Source organism: Castellaniella sp., assembly GCF_034674885.1.
Taxonomy (GTDB): Bacteria; Pseudomonadota; Gammaproteobacteria; order Burkholderiales; family Burkholderiaceae_B; genus Castellaniella.
In genome coordinates this window covers 1-17,910 of the sequence record NZ_JAUCDS010000040.1, presented here as the reverse complement: position 1 = coordinate 17,910, position 17,910 = coordinate 1, and the positions used below count along the sequence as shown (strand labels likewise).

The following is a 17,910-nucleotide window of genomic DNA, read 5'->3' as shown; positions in this document are numbered from 1 at the left end:
AAAGGCTGCGGCCGATTACCGGCGGCCGTCAAGATGTGTTCGCTGAACGCTAACGGATATTCTCAGAATTCGAAGGGGCTATGAGGAATTGACTCGGCTGCTGAAATAGCCTCCTCAGCACGACGCAACTCAGCCACATCCCGTCGCCGCTCATCAACGAGCCGCCCTCACACGTTTTGTGAAAAGACCAACGCGATAAGGATGGAGAATGGATCGCAGTAGTGACGGATTCTTGAAGGACAGATGCTGTGTATCACTACCCTGAATCAGGATTGCGCAACGTGTGGCTTGCCAATGGCTACAAGACTCGCAATATTGATTGAGAAGATGCGATAGCAATCCATGACATGGACCAATTGCACCATGTTATCGACAAGAATCTGGCCAACAGGCCCCATTTGGCAGGGACGGAATTGCAATTTCTGCGCAGAGAAATCGGCCTGCCTCAAGCCAAACTGACCGAGCTGCCCGGCTCGACGGAACAGACAGTGCCTTTGTGGGAGCGTGGGCACTGCATGCCAAAAGCCTACGGCCGACTGATCCGGGCCATCTATTTGAAATCTTTCGACAGGAACGTGAAGATCCGCGAAATGATTGACTGGCTGATCGACCCGCATAACACGGACTATGGCAGGATCGTTTTCGAGGATACCGGATCAGGCTGGCGCAAGGCAACATGAGTACGGCCACAATGCACCACCCACTCCCTACCCCTTCAGCGCCGCCGCATGATGCGCCACGTGATCGCCGATGAAGCTGGCGATGAAGTAATAGCTGTGATCATGCCCGGCCTGCCTGCGCAGGGTCAGCGGGTGCCCGGCTTCCTTGCAAACGGCTTCCAGCAGTTCAGGGCGCAATTGTCCTTCCAGGAATTCATCGTCCAGGCCCTGATCGACCAACAGCGGCAGGCGTTCGGCATCGGCGGCAGCTGAACGGATCAATTCGACCGCATCCCACTGTGCCCAGGCGGCGGCATCGTCCCCCAGATACGCGGCAAAGGCCTTTTGACCCCAGGGCACCTGCGACGGCGCGACGATGGGCGAGAAGGCCGATACGCTGCGATAGCGGCCGGGATTGCGCAGGGCCGTGACCAGCGCCCCGTGGCCACCCATGGAGTGGCCGGAAATGGCACGCGCCGACGACGCGGGGAAATGCTGTTCGATCAAATCGGGCAGTTCCTGGGCCACGTAGTCCTGCATGCGGTAGTGCGCGGACCACGGGGCCTGGGTGGCGTTCAGGTAGAAGCCGGCGCCCTGCCCAAGGTCGTAGGCATCGTCGTTGGCCACGCCTTCACCGCGCGGGCTGGTATCTGGCGCCACCACGATCAGATTGTGCAAGGCGGCGTAGGCCTGGACGCCGGCTTTGGTGATGAAGTTCTGCTCGGTGCAGGTCAGGCCGGACAGCCAGTACAGCACGGGGCAGGGTTCGCCGCGCACGGCGGCGGCAGGCAGATAGATGCCAAAACGCATGGCGCAGTTCAACACGGTAGATGCGTGCTGCCAGACTTCCTGGCGGCCGCCAAAACTGGTGTGACGCTCTACGCACGTCAAGGCAGTATCTTGGGAAACATCATTCACTAGGTATTTTTCCTCTTGCAAAAAAGCCATGGCCGGCAGACGCCGGCCATTGGCGAAAAACCCGATCGAAAGGATCCGGTCAATAATGCACGACAGACCGGATCGACTTGCCCTCGTGCATCAGGTCAAAGGCGGTATTGATCTCGTCCAGCCCCATGGTGTGGGTGACGAAGGGCGCCAGATCGATGTCGCCGCGCATGGCTTCCTGCACCATGCCGGGCAGCTGGGATCGGCCCTTGACCCCGCCGAAGGCCGTGCCGCGCCAGGACCGGCCGGTGACCAGCTGGAACGGCCGGGTGGAGATCTCCTGGCCGGCGCCGGCCACGCCGATGATGATGGACTGGCCCCAGCCCCGATGGGCGGATTCCAGCGCGGCGCGCATGACGTTGACATTGCCGATGCACTCGAAACTGTGGTCTACGCCCCAGCCCGTCATGCCGACGATAACCTGCTGGATAGGTTCGGCGTGATCCTTGGGGTTCACGCAGTCGGTGGCGCCGAAGACCTTCGCCAGGGCGAATTTGTCGGGGTTGGTGTCCACGGCGATGATACGCCCTGCCCCAGCCTGGCGGGCGCCCTGGACCACCGCCAGGCCGATTCCGCCCAGGCCAAAGACCGCCACGGTGTCGCCGGGCTGGACCTTGGCCGTGTTGCGCACGGCGCCGATGCCGGTGGTGACGCCGCAACCCAGCAGGCAGACCTGTTCGGGATTGGCCTGGGGATCGATCCTGGCCAAAGAGACTTCCGCCACCACAGTGTACTCGCTGAAGGTCGAACACCCCATGTAATGGTAGATCGGCTGGCCCTGGTAGGAAAACCGGGTGGTGCCGTCGGGCATCAGGCCCTTGCCCTGGGTGGCGCGCACGGCCACGCACAGATTGGTCTTGCCGGACTTGCAGAACAGGCATTCGCCGCATTCGGCGGTGTACAGGGGGATGACGTGGTCGCCGGGGGCCACGCTGGTGACGCCCTCGCCCACTTCCACCACCACGCCGGCGCCCTCATGCCCCAGCACGGCGGGGAAGACACCTTCGGGGTCGTCACCGCTGAGCGTGAAGGCGTCGGTGTGGCAGACGCCGGTATGGGTGATCTTGATCAGGACTTCGCCCTTGCGGGGCGGTTCGACGTCGATCTCGACAATCTGCAGGGGTTTGCCGGCCTCGAAGGCGACGGCGGCGCGGGATTTCATCAGCAAGACTCCAATTCGGTCCGATTCAATGGGGTTCAGGGCCGATTATGGACAGAAGCCGGCCATAAGACAAACCGCAACCTGTCCGACGTGCATGCCACCTTCGGCATGACACGCTCGCGCATCCTTCAAATGAAGGATGCGCAAATAGGAGCCCGCTGCTACTGTGGGCCCGTCACCTGGAGGCGGACGCAGATCCACCGCTCCCGCAAACCCGGCACGCTGACGCTCAGGCGCCTCACATCCCATTCGGGAGACCTCAATGCACAAACTCTTCAACCTGACGTTCGCCCTGGCGATGATCCTTCCCGGCATTCCGGCCCATGCCGGCTACGAGGAAGGCGTGCAGGCCGCCGAACGCGGCGACTTCGCCGCCGCCATCCGGGAATGGCAACCGCTGGCCGACCAAGGCGACCCCAGGGCCCAGTTCCGCATGGGCCTATGCTACGACAACGGCGAAGGCGTTCCGCCAGATCCCGCAGAGGCCGCCCGCTGGTACCAACGGGCAGCCGACCAGGGCAACGCCGATGCACAGAACAACCTGGCCTGGGCCTACAGCCACGGCGCAGGCGTACCGCAAAGCGACCAGAAGGCGCTGGAATGGTATGAAAAATCAGCCATCGGAGGCAATGCCTGGGCGCAATTCAATCTGGGCGTCCGCTATCAGGAAGGCCGGGGCGTCCCGCAGAAATACGGCGAAGCGGCCCGATGGTACAAACTGGCTGCAGAACAAGGGCACCCGATCGCCATGGCCAACCTGGGCCTGCTGCTGACCGACGGTCGGGGCGTCACCAAGGACGACGCCCTGGCCGCCACTCTGTTCCGGCTATCCGCCGAACAGGGCCTGGACATCGGCGAACACAATCTGGGACTGGCCTATCGCCTGGGGCGCGGGATCGAACAGGATTTCCAGCAGGCCAGGCTGTGGTACATGAAAGCGGCTGCCCAGGGGTACGCAGCGTCGGAACACAACCTGGGGGCTTTGTACGAGCAGGGTCTGGGGGTGGACAAGAACCTGGGTACCGCCCAGCAGTGGTATCGGCGCGCGGCCGCACGCGGTTTTCCTCTCAGCGTCAATGCGCTGGGGCTCTTGTACGTACGGGGCGCAGGCGTGCCGCAGAACAAGATCCTGGCCTGCGCCCTGTTCCTGATCGCCGGATCCAGCGGCAATCAGCTGGCCCTGCGAAATGTGCAGCAAGTCCGGACTGAACTGGATCAGCCCGCATTTGAACAGGCCCAGGCTCTGGCACAGCAGCTATCACAGCCCGGAAAATTCCTGGAAATCCTGGACCAGCGGACGGCGGACAAACCCGCCTAGAACGAACACGGCACGCCCCACACCAGAACCGGAATCAGAATTCACGCTGCATCACTCCCCACGGATTGCCGTCTTGCAGGGCCCCGGGCAGCACCCCCTGGGGCACGTCCTGGTAGCAGACCGGCCGCAGGAAACGGTCGATGGCCATCGTGCCGACCGAGGTGGAGCGGGCATCCGAGGTCGCCGGGAACGGGCCGCCATGCACCATGGCATGGCAGACTTCCACGCCGGTCGGAAAGCCATTGGCCAGGATGCGGCCCGCCTTCAGTTCCAGTTCTGGCAGCAGAGCCTTCATCCAGACGTTGTCATCCGCCGTCTGGCCATGCAACGTCGCCGTCAGCTGGCCTTCCAGGGCGCGGGCGATGGCGATCATGTCGTCCAGGCCGTCGCATTCGATCAGCAGTGTGCTGGCGCCGAAGACTTCGGCGCCCAGGCCGTCCGGATCGGCCAGGAAGGCAGCGGCGGACGTCAGGGCCACCGACGCCTGGCACTGGTTCACACCCTGGACATCTCTCCCCCGGGCCAGGATGCAGACCTGGGCATGGTCCTGCAGGGCTTGCACACCAGCCTGATAGGCGCGGTGGATGCCGGCCGTCAGCATGGTGCCGGGGGCCGATGCGCAGACCTGTTCCACCACTGCATCGATGAAACGCTGGAAATCTGGCCCACGCACGCCGATCACCAATCCCGGATTGGTGCACAGCTGGCCGGCGCTGCCCGTCAACGAGGTGACAAAGCCCTGCGCGGTCTGTTCAGCCCGGGCCTGCAAGGCGCCCGGCAGCAGGAACACCGGGTTGACGCTGCTCATCTCGGCAAAGACAGGGATGGGCTCGGGCCGCGCAGCGGCGACCCGCACCAGGGCCATGCCGCCCTGGCGCGAACCGGTGAAGGCCACCGCCTTGACCAGAGGATGACGCACCAGCTGCATGCCGATTTCGCTACCCGGCCCGGTCAGCAGGGCAAAGACCCCCGGCGGCAGACCGCATTCCTGGACGGCGGCGACAATGGCGCGCCCGACCAGTTCGGACGTCCCCAGGTGGGCGGAATGGGCCTTGACCAGGACCGGGCATCCCGAGGCCAGGGCCGAAGCCGTGTCGCCCCCGGCCACGGAAAAGGCCAGGGGGAAATTGCTGGCGCCGAACACCGTCACCGGGCCCACAGGGATGCGACGCAGGCGGATGTCGCTGCGCGGCATGGGCTTGCGATCCGGCAACGCGCGTTCGATCCGCACGCCCAGCCAGTCGCCGCGCCGCACGACGTCGGCGAACAGGCGCAGCTGGTTCACGGTGCGGCCCAGCTCGCCGCGCAGGCGCGCCTGCGGCAGACCGGTTTCCTGCATGGCGCGATTGATCAGCGCATCGCCCAGGCCTTCGACGCGATCGGCCGCCTTTTCCAGAAAGGCGGCGCGTTCCGTCAGGGAAATATTGCGATAGACCAGGAAGGCCTCCTGGGCCAGACGCACGGCCTGGTCCACCTGAGCAGCGTCGGCGCCCCGCCATTCAGGCGCCAGGGCCTGCCCGGTCGCCGGGTTCATGGAATGCGCGGGCACTCCCGCACCCTGCACGGCCTGGCCGCCAATCAACAAATCACCCGTCACTTGCATCACTGAATCTCCTGTACGGTGGCGAGCACATCCGCCGGCTGGCGCCCGATGGGATTGCGCAGCGGCCGTCCGAACCCCTGCAGCGAAATCTCGAAGCGGTCGTCGGCCTGCGTCCTGACGCCATCGGCAAAGCTGAGCGTCGAGGTGCCGAAGAAATGCACGTGCACGTCGCCCGGCCGGCGAAAGCCCGCGTATTTGAAATGGTGGTGTTCCAGATTGGCCAGGGTGTGCGCCATATTGGCTTCACCCGTGACAAAGGGTTTGGACCACAGCACCTGCCCGTCGCGCACGATACGGGACTCGCCCCGCAGGTCGGCCGGCAGTTCGCCGATCAGGATTTCCGGGCCGAAGCTGCAGGCCCGCAGTTTCGAATGTGCCAGCCACAGGTAGTTGTGGCGCTCGGTGACGTGATCGGAAAATTCATTGCCCACCGCAAATCCCACGCGCACCGGCGTGCCATCAGGGGCAATCACGTACAGGCCTACCAGTTCGGGCTCCTCGCCCGCATCCTGGGCGCAGCCGGGCACCGGCAAGGCGCATTCCGGCGCCACGACGCTGTCGCCGTCGCCCTTGTAGAACCATTCCGGCTGTACGCCGATCTGCCCTGCAGCAGGGCGCCCGCCTTCCAGGCCCATTTTGAACATGCGCATGGAATCGCTGAGATCGGCATCGTCCGCGCTCAGCTTGGCATGCATGGCATCGCGCGTGTCGGCGCTGCCCAGGTGGGTCAGCCCTGTGCCGGTGACCAGGCAATGCGCGGCATCGGGATGCGTCAGCGGCGGCAGCAGCCGCTGCGTGTCGATCAGCTCCTGGTAGGACAGGACCTGGTTGCCCAGGTGCTGCTGGATCAGGTCCTTCAGCGGCACGCCGTGCTGCACAGCCATCATGGCCAAGGCGTAGGTGCCGCCCACGACCTCGATGACGCTGGCCTGGTCGGTGTCGTCCACCAGGGCGGCCTTGACCCCCTGGGCGTCCTTGAATTGAATCAATCGCATCATGAATCCTTGGTTCTTGCCCTCGCCCTGCGCGAGCGCGGCTTATTCGATGATCGTGAACTGATCGCGATAACGGTCGGACAGGGTCAGGCCCAGGCCGGGTTTGTCGTCATCCAGATCGATGAAGCCGTTCACCGGAGCAGGATCGCCCTCGAAGATGTAATAGAACAGTTCGTTGCCGACTTCGACGTCATGCACGGGGAAGTATTCCGACATCGGCGAGGCCAGGGTGGACATGGTCAGGTGGTAGTTGTGCATCTGGCCCGCATGCGGGATGACCGGCACGCTATAGGCTTCTGCCAGGGCGTTGATCTTGTGCGCCGCCGTGATGCCGCCCACGCGATTGGTGTCGTACTGGATGACCGACACCGCGCGCTTGTCCAGCAGCTGCCGGAACCCATAGCTGGTGTATTCATGTTCACCGCCGGAAATCGGGATCGGCCCGTACTGGTTCAGTTCCGCGTAGCCGTCGATGTCGTCGGCAATGACGGGCTCTTCGAGCCAGCGGGGTTCGAAGACTTCCAGCTTGGGCAGGATGCGCTTGGTGTATTCCAGGTTCCAGCCCATATAGCATTCCAGCATCAGGTCGGTGTCGTAGCCGATGACGTCGCGCACGGCCTGGACACTGTCCAGGTTCTTGCGCACGCCGGCAGGGCCGTCCTTCGGGCCATAGCCAAAACGCATTTTGAAGGCGGTGAACCCCTGGTCCACATAGGACTGGGCCTCGGCCTGCATGGCATCCAGGTCGGTGCGGTACAGCTTGGACGCATAGCAGGGGATCTTTTCCTTGGTGCGCCCGCCCAGCAGCTTGAACACCGGGCGGCCGACGGCCTTGCCCATGATGTCCCACAGGGCGATGTCGATGGCGGAAATCGCCGCCATGGCCACGCCCTTGCGGCCCCAGGCCAAGGTGGACCGGTACATGCGCTGCCACAGGTATTCGTAGTCGAAGGGATCGTGGCCGATCACCAGCGGCGCCAGGTACTGATCGATGATCTGCTTGGCGATGCGCGGAGCCAGGGCGACGTTGCCCAGGCCGACGATGCCGTCATCGGTTTCGACTTCCACGACCGTCCAGCCATGAAAGCGGAACGTCCCCATGGAATCGCCCCGGTCCCACAGGGCATCCATGGCATTGGTGCAGAAATTCGCCTGAGGCGGCACGGTCTTTCCCTGCCATTCGAAAACGCGGGCGCGGATGTGTTTGATCTTCAATTCAAGCTCCGTCTGGAAAAAGCGGATAGGTCGTCGGGTGGGGAATCAGGCCGCAGCCTGGGCCCGGTAGGAAGCGCCCATGCGGCTGGCGATCAGGAAGGCGTTGCGCATGGCCTGGACATTGGCGCGGTTCTTGCCGGCGATGTCGTAGGCGGTACCATGGGCCGGGGTCGTGATGGGCACGGGCAGGCCGCCCTGCACGGTGACGCCTTTTTCAAAACCCATCAGCTTGATGGCGATCTGGCCCTGGTCGTGATACATGGTGACGATGGCGTCCAGCTGGCCGTCGCGGGCCTTCAGGAAAATGGTGTCGGCCGGGTACGGCCCCTGCACGGGGATGCCTTCGGCATTCAGTTCCGCCACGGCCGGGGCAATGATCTCGACCTCTTCCCGGCCGCAGGTGCCGCCATCCCCGCCGTGCGGGTTGACCGCCGCGACGGCAACCCGGGGCTGCGGATTGCCGGCCGCCCGCAAGGACCGGTAGATCAGCCGGCTGGCATCCAGTACGCGTTCGCGGGTGATGTACTGCGTGGCGTCCTTCAGCGGGATGTGCGAGGACACCCGCGCCGTCCACAGACCATCGAGCGTGTTGAATTCGCAGAAATAGCCATCGACCTTCAGGTACTGGGCGAAGTGGTGCAATTCGTCTTCATGGCGCAGCCCGCCCAGCTTCATGGCATGCTTGTTCAGCGGTGCGAAGCAGATCGCGTCGATCTGGCGAGCCAGGGCCGCATCCATGCACTGGTCCAGCACACGCAGCACCGAGACGCCACCCGCCGGATCCGCCTGCCCAGGGGTCACGTCTTCCGGCCGCACGGTATCCACCGCCACGAACAGCGGCAGATCCACCGATGTCTGGCGCGCCTGAGCCAGGGAATCCAGCGGCCGGGTCGGGACCTGCACCCCGGCAATCGACTGCCCGCGTTCCCACAACCAGGGATCGCCCACCAACACGATCCGGGCATCGCCCAGCTCGGCAGGCTGCGACAGCAGCTTGGCGATCAACTCGGGGCCGATGCCGGCCGGATCGCCCAGGGTGAGGGCCACAATGGTTTGTTCTTGGGTCATGATTTCATCATCCAGAAAAGCGATACATCAATGGGCGGGGCGCGCCGACTTCCGGCGGCCGAAGGCGGCTCGCGTCACCTTGGAAATCAGGGGCAGGAAAGCCATCAAGAGGCCCGCCGTGGTCATGGCCCCGACCAGGCCGTTGGACCAGAAAATGCTCAGGCTGCCGTTGGAAAACAGCATGGACTGGCGGAAGGCATCTTCCATCTTGTCGCCCAGCACAGCCGCCAGCACCAGCGGCGCGATCGGGTAGGACAGCTTTTTGAACAGATAGCCGAACACCCCGAACACCAGCATCAGGCCGACGTCGAACAGCGACTGGTTCACCGCATAGGCGCCGATGGCGCAGATGATGACGATGATGGGCGCGATGATGGAAAACGGGATGCGCAGAATGGCGGTGAACAGCGGAATGGTGGACAGCACCACGACCAGGCCGACGACGTTGCCCAGGTACATGCTGGCGATCAGGCCCCAGACGAAGTCCTTCTGCTCCACGAACAGGGTCGGCCCGGGCTGCAGACCCCAGATCATCAGGCCGCCCAGCATGACGGCCGCTGTGGCCGAGCCTGGAATCCCCAGGGTCAGCATGGGCAGCAGGGCGCTGGTGCCGGCCGAGTGATCCGCCGTTTCCGGGGCGATCACGCCGTCCAGCGCGCCCTTGCCGAATTGCTCGGGGTGCTTGGACATGTTCTTGGCCACGCTGTAGGACAGGAAGGACGCGGCTGTCGGCCCGCCCGGCGTAATGCCCATCCAGCAGCCGATCACGCAGCTGCGCACCCACGTCGCCCAGTAGCGGGGCATTTTCTTCCAGGTATTCCAGACCACGCGCAGATTGATCTTGGCGTTCTCGCCCCGGAAGACCAGGCCTTCCTCGACCGTGCACAGGATTTCCCCGATGCCGAACAGGCCGATCACCGCGACCTCGAAGCTGATGCCCCGCAACAGGTCCGTCAGCCCGAAGGTCAGGCGCAGATTGCCGGATACGGTATCCATGCCGACGCTGGCCAGGATGAACCCCAGCATCATGGCGGCGATGGTCTTCAGGGCGGGCGTCTTGCCCAGGCCGATGAAGCTGCCGAACGCCAGCACGTACACCGCGAAGAACTCGGGAGAGCTGAATTCCATCGCAAAGTTCGCGATGTAGGTGGACAGGAAGGTCAGCAGCAGCACGCCGACCAGCGCGCCCAATAGGGCCGAGGTATAGGCGGCGGTCAGGGCTTCGCCCGCCCGCCCCTGCTTGGCCAAAGGATGCCCGTCGAAGGTCGTCGCGATCGAGGACGGTTCGCCGGGGATGTTGAAAATGACGGAGGTCACCGACCCGCCGAACAAGGCGCCCCAGTACATGCACGACAGCAGGATGATGGCCGAGACGGGTTCCATGCTGAAGGTCAGCGGCAAGAGGAGCGTGACGCCGTTGGGCGCGCCCAGGCCCGGCAGCACCCCCACCAGGATGCCCAGCAGGACACCGACCACCATCAGCATCAGATGGTTCCAGGTGAGCACCACCCCCATGCCATGCATGAGCAGATCAAACTGTTCCATGATGAGTTACTCAGAAATCGGCAAAGGGACCGGCGTACAGGGTGACTTCAAACCACACGGTAAAGATGAAGTACGTCGCCAGCGGGACGCTGATCGAGATCAGCAGGATCTTCCAGAGCGGATGCCGTTTGCCGGGTTCGGCCAGGCGCCACATGAACCAGGCGAGGAACAAGGCGCCGGCCACGTACATGCCGACGAAGAACATCAGCACCACATAGGCGGCGATGGGCAGGAACACATTGCGTACGCGGCGGAACTCCGATTTCGTCGTCAACCGCCCCCGCCCTTCCGACCAGTGGCGCAGCGTCCACAGCGACGTGCCCAGACAGGACAACAGCATCAGCAGGCCGATGTAGAAGGGGAAATATCCGGGCTGAGGGCCCGCAACGTCCCAGCCGATGCCGTGTTCCACGCTGTCGAACATCACCACGACCGCGATCAGCATCAGCACGCCGGAGGTGAACAGCCCTCCGCCGCGCAAACTGATGCCGCCGCGTTCCTCGTCGCCGTTGGCCGGCTGTTGTCTTGTGTCCTGAGTCATGACGTTCTTCCTTCCTGGGGGCCTCGCCGGCCCGAGCCCGAGGATCACCGTCGATACGGGGCGGTACCCCGCATCGATCAGGGGATCATTACCAGTTGGCCGAGCGGAAGATGTCCCGCGCGCGGGCGCTGTCTTCCTCGATCAGCTTCTTGAAATCATCCCCCGCCAGGAAAGACGGCACCAAGGCGCCGCGAGCCAGGTAGTCCTTGAATTCCTGGGTCTCGGTGACCTTGCGCAGCAGATCCACGTAGAAGGCCTGCTGGGCTGCGGTCACGCCGCCCGGCATGAAGACGGTGCGCGGAAAGCGGTATTCCTCGATCTTGAGTCCCTGGGACACGCAGGTGGGAACATCGGACCAGGCTTCGGTGGCCGTCACTTTCTCGGTGTAGACCATGCGTTCCTTGCTGAAGACGCACAGCGGACGCACCTGGCCCGCCTTCCACTGGGACACGCTTTCGGCCGGGTTGTTGGTATTCGAACCGATGTGGCCGCCTGCCAGCTGCGTGGACGCCTCGCCGCCGCTCTTGAACGGGATGTAGGTGAATTTCGTGCCTTCGACCTTATTGAGCAGCATCGTCAGGGTCTGATCGACGTCCTTGGACTGGCTGCCGCCCATGGGATATTTCGACGGATCGGCCTTGACGGCGTCGATGTAGTCCTTGGCGTTCGTGAACGGCAGTTTCGTGGACGTCCACAAAATGAAGTCATCCTGGGCGACCGTGGCCACCGGCGTCAGGTCCGTCCACTGGTAGCCCAGCTTGGCGACCATGGGCAGCAGATAGGCGTTGTTGGTGCCGACGATGATCTTGTAGGGGTTGCCCTTGGACAGCTTCAGGTCCAGAAAGCCTTCACCGCCATTGCCGCCGCCCTTGTTCTGCACGACGGTCGAGACTTTCAGCAGTTCATGTTTGGTGATGATGGACTGGATCAGCCGGGCCAGCTGGTCCGTGCCGCCGCCGGCGCCCGCCGCCACGACGATCTCGATGTTCTTGGCAGGTTGCCAGGCATCAGCCGCCACGGCGGTGCCGGATACGCCCAGCGCCAGGGTAAAACCGGTGGCAACCAGCGCCTGGGCCAAGGGTTTGGAAAAGAGGGTAGCCATTCTGTGTCTCCTGTCATTGGTGTTTGAAACGCTAGGCAGCTTAGCAGAATAGTGATAACTTCAAGTTGAAATATACTGATCATTGCATAACTCATGCTTATACCTAACCAGACCGTCCTCTTCAATCGCCTCCGCACCCGGCAGCTGCAGCTGCTGCTGGCCATCCAGGAACATCATTCCCTGCGCAGGGCCGCAGAACACCTGGGCATGAGCCAGCCCGCCGCCACGAAAATGCTGCAGGACATGGAAGACCTGATCGGTCTGAAACTGTTTGAACGCGGCCGGCGCGGCCTGCAGGCCACCGCCTACGGAACCGTCATGACGCGCTACGCGCAGGGGGTGTCCGCCGACCTGGCGGGGGTACGCGAAGAACTGCTGGCCATCCATTCCGGCAACATCGGCAAGATCCGCGTCGGCGCCATCATGGCGCCGGTGCCACAGCTGCTGACCAGCACGCTGCTGAGCGTCAAACAGCAGCACCCCCGGCTGGCGATCAGCATCCAGGTCGACACCAGCGACGTACTGATCACCGCCTTGAAAGAAGAACGGCTGGATGTAGTCATCGGCCGCATCCCGGACACCTGGGACGGCGCCAGCCTAGTGTTCGAGCCCATCCAGGAAGAAGCCCTGTCGATCGTCTGCAGTCCGCAGAACCAGGCGGCCCGCAAATACCACGTCACCCTGCGCGACCTGGCCGGCCTGCCGTGGATCCTGCAGGCGCACCCCAGTCCGATGCGCAAGGTCATCGAACTATCCTTCGTCGAGGCGCGCCTGGCGCTGCCGCTGAACATCATGGAAACCTCGTCCATGCTGCTGACGTCATCACTGGTGCGCCATTCGGACATGCTGGCCGTGATGCCGACCCTGGTGGCCGAACACTATGTCGAACGCGGCACCCTGGCCATCGTGCCGCTGCCCATCCGCAAGCACCTGCCGCCCTTTGGCGTGCTGGTGCGCAAGACCCGATCGCCCAGCCCGGCCATCCAGATCTTCATCGAGGAAGTCAAGGCGCAGGCCTCTGCACCCAAACATGCCGGCCAGGCAAAACGCCAGGCGCACCGCCCCGACGACCCACACCCGGCATCCTGACAGCCGATCAGAAAATCTCGAACAGCCCCGCCGCGCCCATGCCCCCGCCGATGCACATGGTGGTCACGGCGTATTTCACGCCGCGCCGCCGGCCTTCCAGCAGAATGTGGCCGGCCAGGCGAGCGCCGGTCGTGCCAAAGGGGTGACCGACGGAAATGGCGCCGCCATTGACGTTCAGCAGCTCGCTCGGGATGCCCAGGGTGCGTTGGCAATACAGGGCCTGGGATGCAAAGGCCTCGTTCAGTTCCCACAGGCCGATGTCGTCGACCTTCAGACCATGGCGTTCCAGCAGGCGCGGCACGGCAAAGACCGGGCCGATGCCCATCTCGTCGGGCTCGCAGCCGGCCACGGCCAGGCCTCTGAATGCGCCCAGAGGCTGCAGGCCCAGGCGTTCGGCTTCGCGAGCCTCGACCATCACGCAGGCGGACGCGCCGTCGGACAACTGCGATGCGTTGCCCGCTGTGACGAACTGGTCTGGCCCCATGACCGGGGCCAGCTTCGCCAGACTGTCGTAGCTCGTGCCGGGACGGTTGCAGGTGTCGTGATCGACCGTGACGTCGATCCGGGACACCTCGCCGGTGTCCTTGTCCTTGACGGCCATGGTGGTCGCGCAGGCGACGATTTCGTCCTTGAATACGCCATCGGCCTGCGCCTGGGCGGTGCGCCGCTGACTTTCGACGGCAAACCGATCCTGGTCTTCGCGCGAGATCCCGTAGCGGCGGGCGACGATATCGGCCGTCTGGATCATGGACAGGTAGAGTTCGGGCTTGTGTTCGGCGATCCAGGGATCGATGCCGGTCGTGCCGGCATCGGTGGCGCTGCGCCCCTGGATCTGCGAGCAGCTTTCCACGCCACCGGCGATCATGGCGGGCACGCCTTCCAGCACGATGCGCCCGGCCGCCATGGCGATGGCCTGCAGGCCGGACGCGCAGAAGCGGTTGACGGTGGTGCCCGCCATGGCGACGGGCAGGCCCGCGCGCACCACAGTCTGGCGTGCCACATTGCGCCCCGTCGTGCCTTCCGGGTAGCCGCAGCCCAGGATCATGTCCTCGATCAGCGCTGGATCCACGCCGGAACGCTGGACGGCGGCCCTTACGGCAAACGCAGCCAGGGTAGGCCCCGGCGTGATGTTGAATTCGCCCCGGTGTGCCTTGGTCAGGGGCGTCCGGGCCGTGGAAACGATGACGGCTTCTCGCATGGTGGGTCTCCTCAGCCCTGTCCGGACTGGTTCAAGTCTTTGAAAGATCCGCCCCGCCCGGCCAGTTCGACGAGCAGTGGCGACGGTATCCAGAAATGGGGGTCTTGCGCCGCAAAGGCGCGGATGTCGGCCAGGACGGTATCCAGCCCGACCTGATCGGCGTAATGCAGCGGCCCGCCGCGATAGCGCGGGAACCCATAGCCGTACAGCATGGTGACGTCCACATCCAGCGGCCGCAGGGCGATGCCCTGATGCACGACGTTGGCGGCTTCGTTGATCATGGCAGCCAGGTAACGGCGCAGGATGTCTTCCTCGGTGAACGTACGCGGGACGATGCCCATGTCCTGCCGTTCCTGGTCCACGATGGCCTGAACCTCGGGATCCTCCTGGCCGGTGCGGCTGCCCTCTGGATACAGATACCAGCCCCGGCCGGTCTTCTGGCCGAACCAGCCGCGTTCGCACAGGCGGTCGGCGATCGGCACATAGCGCAGATTGGGGTCGCGGGTGGGCGCCCGGCGCTTGCGCGAAGCCCAGCCGATGTCGCCCCCGGCCAGATCCATCATCTGATAGGGCCCCATGGGAAAGCCGAAATGGCGCACGGCCTGGTCGATCTGATAGGGCGAGGCGCCGTCGGCCAGCAGATAGTCGGCGGCCTGGCGATAGACGGCCAGGATGCGATTGCCGATGAAGCCATCGCACACGCCCGCCCGCACGGCCACTTTTTTCAGGCGCCGCGCCAGGGCGAAGCCGGTGGCCACGACATCGTCGGCCACCTGGGCCGGCACGACGATCTCCAGCAGCTTCATGATGTTGGCCGGTGAAAAGAAGTGCAGCCCGATCACGTCCTGCGGCCTTGATACCGTGCGTGCCAACTGGTCGATATCCAGGTAAGACGTATTGCTGGCCAGCGCCGCGCCGGGCTTGCAGACCCGGTCCAGTTCGGCAAAGACGGCGGTCTTGACCGCCATGTCCTCGAACACGGCTTCCACCACCAGGTCCACCTCGGCCAGGGCCTGGTAGTCGGTGGCGCCCGACCACAGATTCAGGCGGCGATCGCGCTCGGCGGCATCCAGGCGGCCACGCTGCACCAGGCGGTCGTAGACCTTGGCCACGTTGGCCCTGCCGCGCTCAAGACTGGGTTCGTCGCGCTCGACCATGACCACCGGCAGCCCGGCATCCAGCATGGCAACGGCAATCCCCGCCCCCATGGTGCCCCCGCCGACGACCCCGACCCGATCCAGGGGGCGAGGCTGCGCGCGGCCGGCCTCGGGGACCTTGGCCGCTTCGCGTTCTGCAAAAAAGGCATGGATCAGGGCTTGGCGCTGCGGCGTGTCCAGACACTGCACAAACGCATCGCGTTCCAGACGCAGGCCCTCGTCGAAGGAGCGATCCAGCACGGCCTGGACCGCGTCGACGATGCGGGCCGGGGAAAACAGCCCCCGGTATTTCTTGTCCAGCGCGGCGCGTGCGGCATCCAGCGCCTGTTGCGCGGCCGGCCTGTCCGCTGCGGCGATCTGCCGATCCCGCGTGGGACGGACCGGCGCCTGGGATGCCAACAGTTCCTGCACATAGGCCAGGCCCGCCGCCACGGGGTCGGTTCCGGCATCCTGCCGGTCCACCAGCCCCAGGGCCAGGGCCTGCGCCGCCCCAATGGGCTTGCCGTCCAGCATCAGATTCAGGGCCGCCTCGACGCCGATCAGACGTGGGGCGCGCTGTGTGCCGCCCGCGCCGGGCAGCAGGCCCAGCGTGACCTCAGGCAAGGCGAACTTCGCACCCGGCAGGGCCACACGATAGTGGGCCGCCAGCACGACTTCCAGGCCACCGCCCAGGGCAGACCCCTGCACGGCCGCCACGACGGGCTTGGTACAGGCTTCGATGCGGTTGCAGACATCGGTCAGCAAGGGTGCCTGGGACGGCCGACCGAATTCGCGGATGTCGGCGCCCGCGATGAAGTGGCGGCCCGCCCCCAGGATCAGCACGACCCGGACATCGGCGTCCCGGTCGGCAGCCTCGATGGCGGCCATCAGGCCCCTGCGGACTTCAACGCCCAGCGCGTTGACGGGGGGATGATCGATCGTCACGACCCACACCGGGCCTTCGCGCCGGGAAGTGACGACGTCCATGGTCGGGGATTGCTGGGGCTCGGTCATGCGGGGCTCTCCTTCTTTCATGGGCGCGTGCCAAGCGCACCCTTTGGACAGCCATTCTTTCACCGATCATCAGGCTTTACAATTACATCAACAATTGACATACCGTCAAAATTTACTTGACGATCGCCATGAGCCATACCTCTCTGAATGCGGAATCCCTGGTCTTCCTGGCCGACATTCTGGATGCCGGCAACCTCAGCGCCGCCGCCCGTCGCCTGAAAATGACCCGGGCCAACGTCAGCTACCACCTGAATCGCCTGGAGCAGTCGCTGGGGCAGCAGCTGGTTCGGCGCACCACCCGGCGCACCGAACCCACGGAAGTCGGCCTGCGGCTTTACGAACACGGCTGCCGGATCCGCACCGAACTGGCGATTGCCCAGGATTCCGTGCGCGAACTGGGGCAGCAGCTGCGCGGGCGGCTGCGACTGAGCATCCCCAGCGGATTCGGTCAGGCCGTCATGGGACCCTGGCTGCTGGATTTCAAACGCCAGTATCCCGGCATCGTGCTGGACGTCACGTTCGAGAACCATCTGCCCGACCTGCTGCGCGACGAAACGGACATTTCCGTGCGGGTCATGTCCAATCCCCCGCAGAACCTGGTGGCCCGTTCTCTGGGGCCGGTGCGCCACGTGGCCTGCGCTGCACAAAGCTACATTGCCCAGCATGGCCTGCCTGCGTCTTTGGAAGACCTGCCCAAATCCCCGGTCATCACGTCGGGGGTGGCTGACCGTCAGCTGCGGCTGTCGGCCTATCGCGACCAGCGCCGCCAGGAAGTGCTGCTGGAACCCACGCTGATGTCGGAAAACTTCCAGTTCCTGCGCCAGGCCGTCCTGGCCGGGATGGGGGTCGGCATCGTCCCGGACTACCTGATCCAGGACGATCTCGCGCTTGGAACCGTGCAGACCGCCCTGGACGATTGGCAACTGAGCATCTTCGGCACGGAAATGTTCATGCTCTACATGCCCAACCGCTACCACACACGGTCCACGTCGACGCTCATCGACTACATCCTGACCCGCGCGCAGGCCAGGATGGCGCCAAAGTGATAAGCCCCCGCACTGCGCAGCCTGAAAGGCGCCCGGATTCGCCGGGCCCCATCGTTGCGATCCGTGTGGATCAGACGTTCAACAGCAAGGCGTTCATGCGCTTGACGAAGGACGCCGGGTCCTTCAGCGCCGCGCCTTCGGCCAGCATGGCCTGATCCAGCAGCAGTTCGGCCCAGTCGCCGAAGGATGCGTCGGACTGCGCTTCCATGCGCTTGACCAGGGCATGCTGCGGATTGACTTCCAGGATGGGCTTGACGTCCGGCGCTTCCTGGCC

15 protein-coding genes and 1 pseudogene are annotated in these 17,910 nt (G+C 64.5%); 4 read left to right on the top strand and 12 right to left on the bottom strand.

The genetic code is table 11. The features are described from left to right. The first annotated feature begins 347 nt into the window (after positions 1-347). Complete coding sequence (locus tag VDP74_RS14720) at positions 348-680, top strand: transcriptional regulator (RefSeq protein WP_323000394.1); 333 nt, start codon at positions 348-350, stop codon at positions 678-680. Between the two features lie 27 nt (positions 681-707). On the opposite strand, the gene fghA is transcribed toward VDP74_RS14720, so the two are convergent. Continuing rightward, a complete protein-coding gene (gene fghA, locus VDP74_RS14715) occupies positions 708-1,550 on the bottom strand; it encodes an S-formylglutathione hydrolase (RefSeq protein ID WP_323000397.1) in 843 nt (280 codons plus the stop codon). 106 nt (positions 1,551-1,656) lie between these two features. Further along, positions 1,657-2,766, bottom strand: a complete 1,110-nt coding sequence (locus VDP74_RS14710; RefSeq protein WP_323000393.1) for an S-(hydroxymethyl)glutathione dehydrogenase/class III alcohol dehydrogenase — start codon at positions 2,764-2,766, stop codon at positions 1,657-1,659. 262 nt (positions 2,767-3,028) lie between these two features. On the opposite strand from VDP74_RS14710, the gene VDP74_RS14705 reads away from it, so the two are divergent. Then, entirely contained in the window at positions 3,029-4,084 is a 1,056-nt protein-coding gene (locus tag VDP74_RS14705) for an SEL1-like repeat protein (RefSeq protein WP_323000392.1), read from the top strand. Positions 4,085-4,118: 34 nt separating this feature from the next. On the opposite strand, the gene VDP74_RS14700 is transcribed toward VDP74_RS14705, so the two are convergent. From VDP74_RS14700 to VDP74_RS14670, 7 genes are all read right to left on the bottom strand, one after another. After that, positions 4,119-5,687, bottom strand: coding sequence for an aldehyde dehydrogenase (NADP(+)) (locus VDP74_RS14700; protein WP_323000391.1), 1,569 nt, complete (start codon positions 5,685-5,687; stop codon positions 4,119-4,121). After that, a complete protein-coding gene (gene araD1 / locus VDP74_RS14695) occupies positions 5,687-6,682 on the bottom strand; it encodes an AraD1 family protein (protein ID WP_323000396.1) in 996 nt (331 codons plus the stop codon). The genes VDP74_RS14700 and araD1 overlap by 1 nt, the downstream gene beginning before the upstream one ends. Before the next feature lie 42 nt (positions 6,683-6,724). Beyond that, positions 6,725-7,897: an L-rhamnonate dehydratase gene (locus VDP74_RS14690; protein WP_323000390.1), complete on the bottom strand. Its 1,173-nt coding sequence runs from the start codon at positions 7,895-7,897 to the stop codon at positions 6,725-6,727. A 45-nt stretch (positions 7,898-7,942) separates the two neighbouring features. Further along, positions 7,943-8,965 carry a 4-hydroxythreonine-4-phosphate dehydrogenase PdxA gene (locus tag VDP74_RS14685; RefSeq protein ID WP_323000389.1) on the bottom strand — a complete coding sequence of 341 codons (1,023 nt, stop codon included), beginning with the start codon at positions 8,963-8,965 and terminating at the stop codon, positions 7,943-7,945. 27 nt (positions 8,966-8,992) lie between these two features. Beyond that, the gene (locus VDP74_RS14680) at positions 8,993-10,510 is read right to left on the bottom strand and encodes a tripartite tricarboxylate transporter permease (RefSeq protein ID WP_323000388.1); all 1,518 of its coding nucleotides are present in this window, start codon (positions 10,508-10,510) and stop codon (positions 8,993-8,995) included. A gap of 10 nt (positions 10,511-10,520) precedes the next feature. Continuing rightward, complete coding sequence (locus tag VDP74_RS14675; RefSeq protein ID WP_323000387.1) at positions 10,521-11,051, bottom strand: tripartite tricarboxylate transporter TctB family protein; 531 nt, start codon at positions 11,049-11,051, stop codon at positions 10,521-10,523. 88 nt (positions 11,052-11,139) lie between these two features. Beyond that, complete coding sequence (locus VDP74_RS14670) at positions 11,140-12,153, bottom strand: tripartite tricarboxylate transporter substrate binding protein (protein WP_323000386.1); 1,014 nt, start codon at positions 12,151-12,153, stop codon at positions 11,140-11,142. Between the two features lie 93 nt (positions 12,154-12,246). On the opposite strand from VDP74_RS14670, the gene VDP74_RS14665 reads away from it, so the two are divergent. After that, on the top strand, positions 12,247-13,242 hold the full coding sequence (locus VDP74_RS14665) for a LysR family transcriptional regulator (RefSeq protein WP_323000385.1): 996 nt from the start codon (positions 12,247-12,249) through the stop codon (positions 13,240-13,242). Positions 13,243-13,249: 7 nt separating this feature from the next. On the opposite strand, the gene VDP74_RS14660 is transcribed toward VDP74_RS14665, so the two are convergent. Further along, positions 13,250-14,440 (bottom strand): acetyl-CoA C-acyltransferase, encoded by a 1,191-nt coding sequence (locus VDP74_RS14660; protein WP_323000384.1) that lies wholly within the window; start codon positions 14,438-14,440, stop codon positions 13,250-13,252. 11 nt (positions 14,441-14,451) lie between these two features. Continuing rightward, positions 14,452-16,590, bottom strand: coding sequence for a 3-hydroxyacyl-CoA dehydrogenase NAD-binding domain-containing protein (locus VDP74_RS14655; protein ID WP_323000383.1), 2,139 nt, complete (start codon positions 16,588-16,590; stop codon positions 14,452-14,454). A gap of 128 nt (positions 16,591-16,718) precedes the next feature. Here VDP74_RS14655 and VDP74_RS14650 point away from each other — a divergent pair, with 128 nt between their 5' ends. Next, positions 16,719-17,636, top strand: a complete 918-nt coding sequence (locus VDP74_RS14650; RefSeq protein WP_416233001.1) for a LysR family transcriptional regulator — start codon at positions 16,719-16,721, stop codon at positions 17,634-17,636. A 70-nt stretch (positions 17,637-17,706) separates the two neighbouring features. On the opposite strand, the pseudogene VDP74_RS14645 reads toward VDP74_RS14650, so the two are convergent. Then, a pseudogene (locus tag VDP74_RS14645) lies at positions 17,707-17,910 on the bottom strand (molecular chaperone HtpG); the annotation flags it as partial.

Coding starts and splice junctions, on each gene's coding strand:
- VDP74_RS14680 (WP_323000388.1), bottom strand. CDS start 10,510: ATGGAACAGTTTGATCTGCTCATGCATGGCATGGGGGTGGTGCTCACC.
- VDP74_RS14710 (WP_323000393.1), bottom strand. CDS start 2,766: ATGAAATCCCGCGCCGCCGTCGCCTTCGAGGCCGGCAAACCCCTGCAG.
- VDP74_RS14720 (WP_323000394.1), top strand. CDS start 348: ATGGACCAATTGCACCATGTTATCGACAAGAATCTGGCCAACAGGCCC.
- VDP74_RS14675 (WP_323000387.1), bottom strand. CDS start 11,051: ATGACTCAGGACACAAGACAACAGCCGGCCAACGGCGACGAGGAACGC.
- VDP74_RS14650 (WP_416233001.1), top strand. CDS start 16,719: ATGAGCCATACCTCTCTGAATGCGGAATCCCTGGTCTTCCTGGCCGAC.
- VDP74_RS14685 (WP_323000389.1), bottom strand. CDS start 8,965: ATGACCCAAGAACAAACCATTGTGGCCCTCACCCTGGGCGATCCGGCC.
- VDP74_RS14665 (WP_323000385.1), top strand. CDS start 12,247: ATGCTTATACCTAACCAGACCGTCCTCTTCAATCGCCTCCGCACCCGG.
- VDP74_RS14660 (WP_323000384.1), bottom strand. CDS start 14,440: ATGCGAGAAGCCGTCATCGTTTCCACGGCCCGGACGCCCCTGACCAAG.
- VDP74_RS14670 (WP_323000386.1), bottom strand. CDS start 12,153: ATGGCTACCCTCTTTTCCAAACCCTTGGCCCAGGCGCTGGTTGCCACC.
- VDP74_RS14700 (WP_323000391.1), bottom strand. CDS start 5,687: ATGCAAGTGACGGGTGATTTGTTGATTGGCGGCCAGGCCGTGCAGGGT.
- araD1 (WP_323000396.1), bottom strand. CDS start 6,682: ATGCGATTGATTCAATTCAAGGACGCCCAGGGGGTCAAGGCCGCCCTG.
- VDP74_RS14705 (WP_323000392.1), top strand. CDS start 3,029: ATGCACAAACTCTTCAACCTGACGTTCGCCCTGGCGATGATCCTTCCC.
- VDP74_RS14655 (WP_323000383.1), bottom strand. CDS start 16,590: ATGACCGAGCCCCAGCAATCCCCGACCATGGACGTCGTCACTTCCCGG.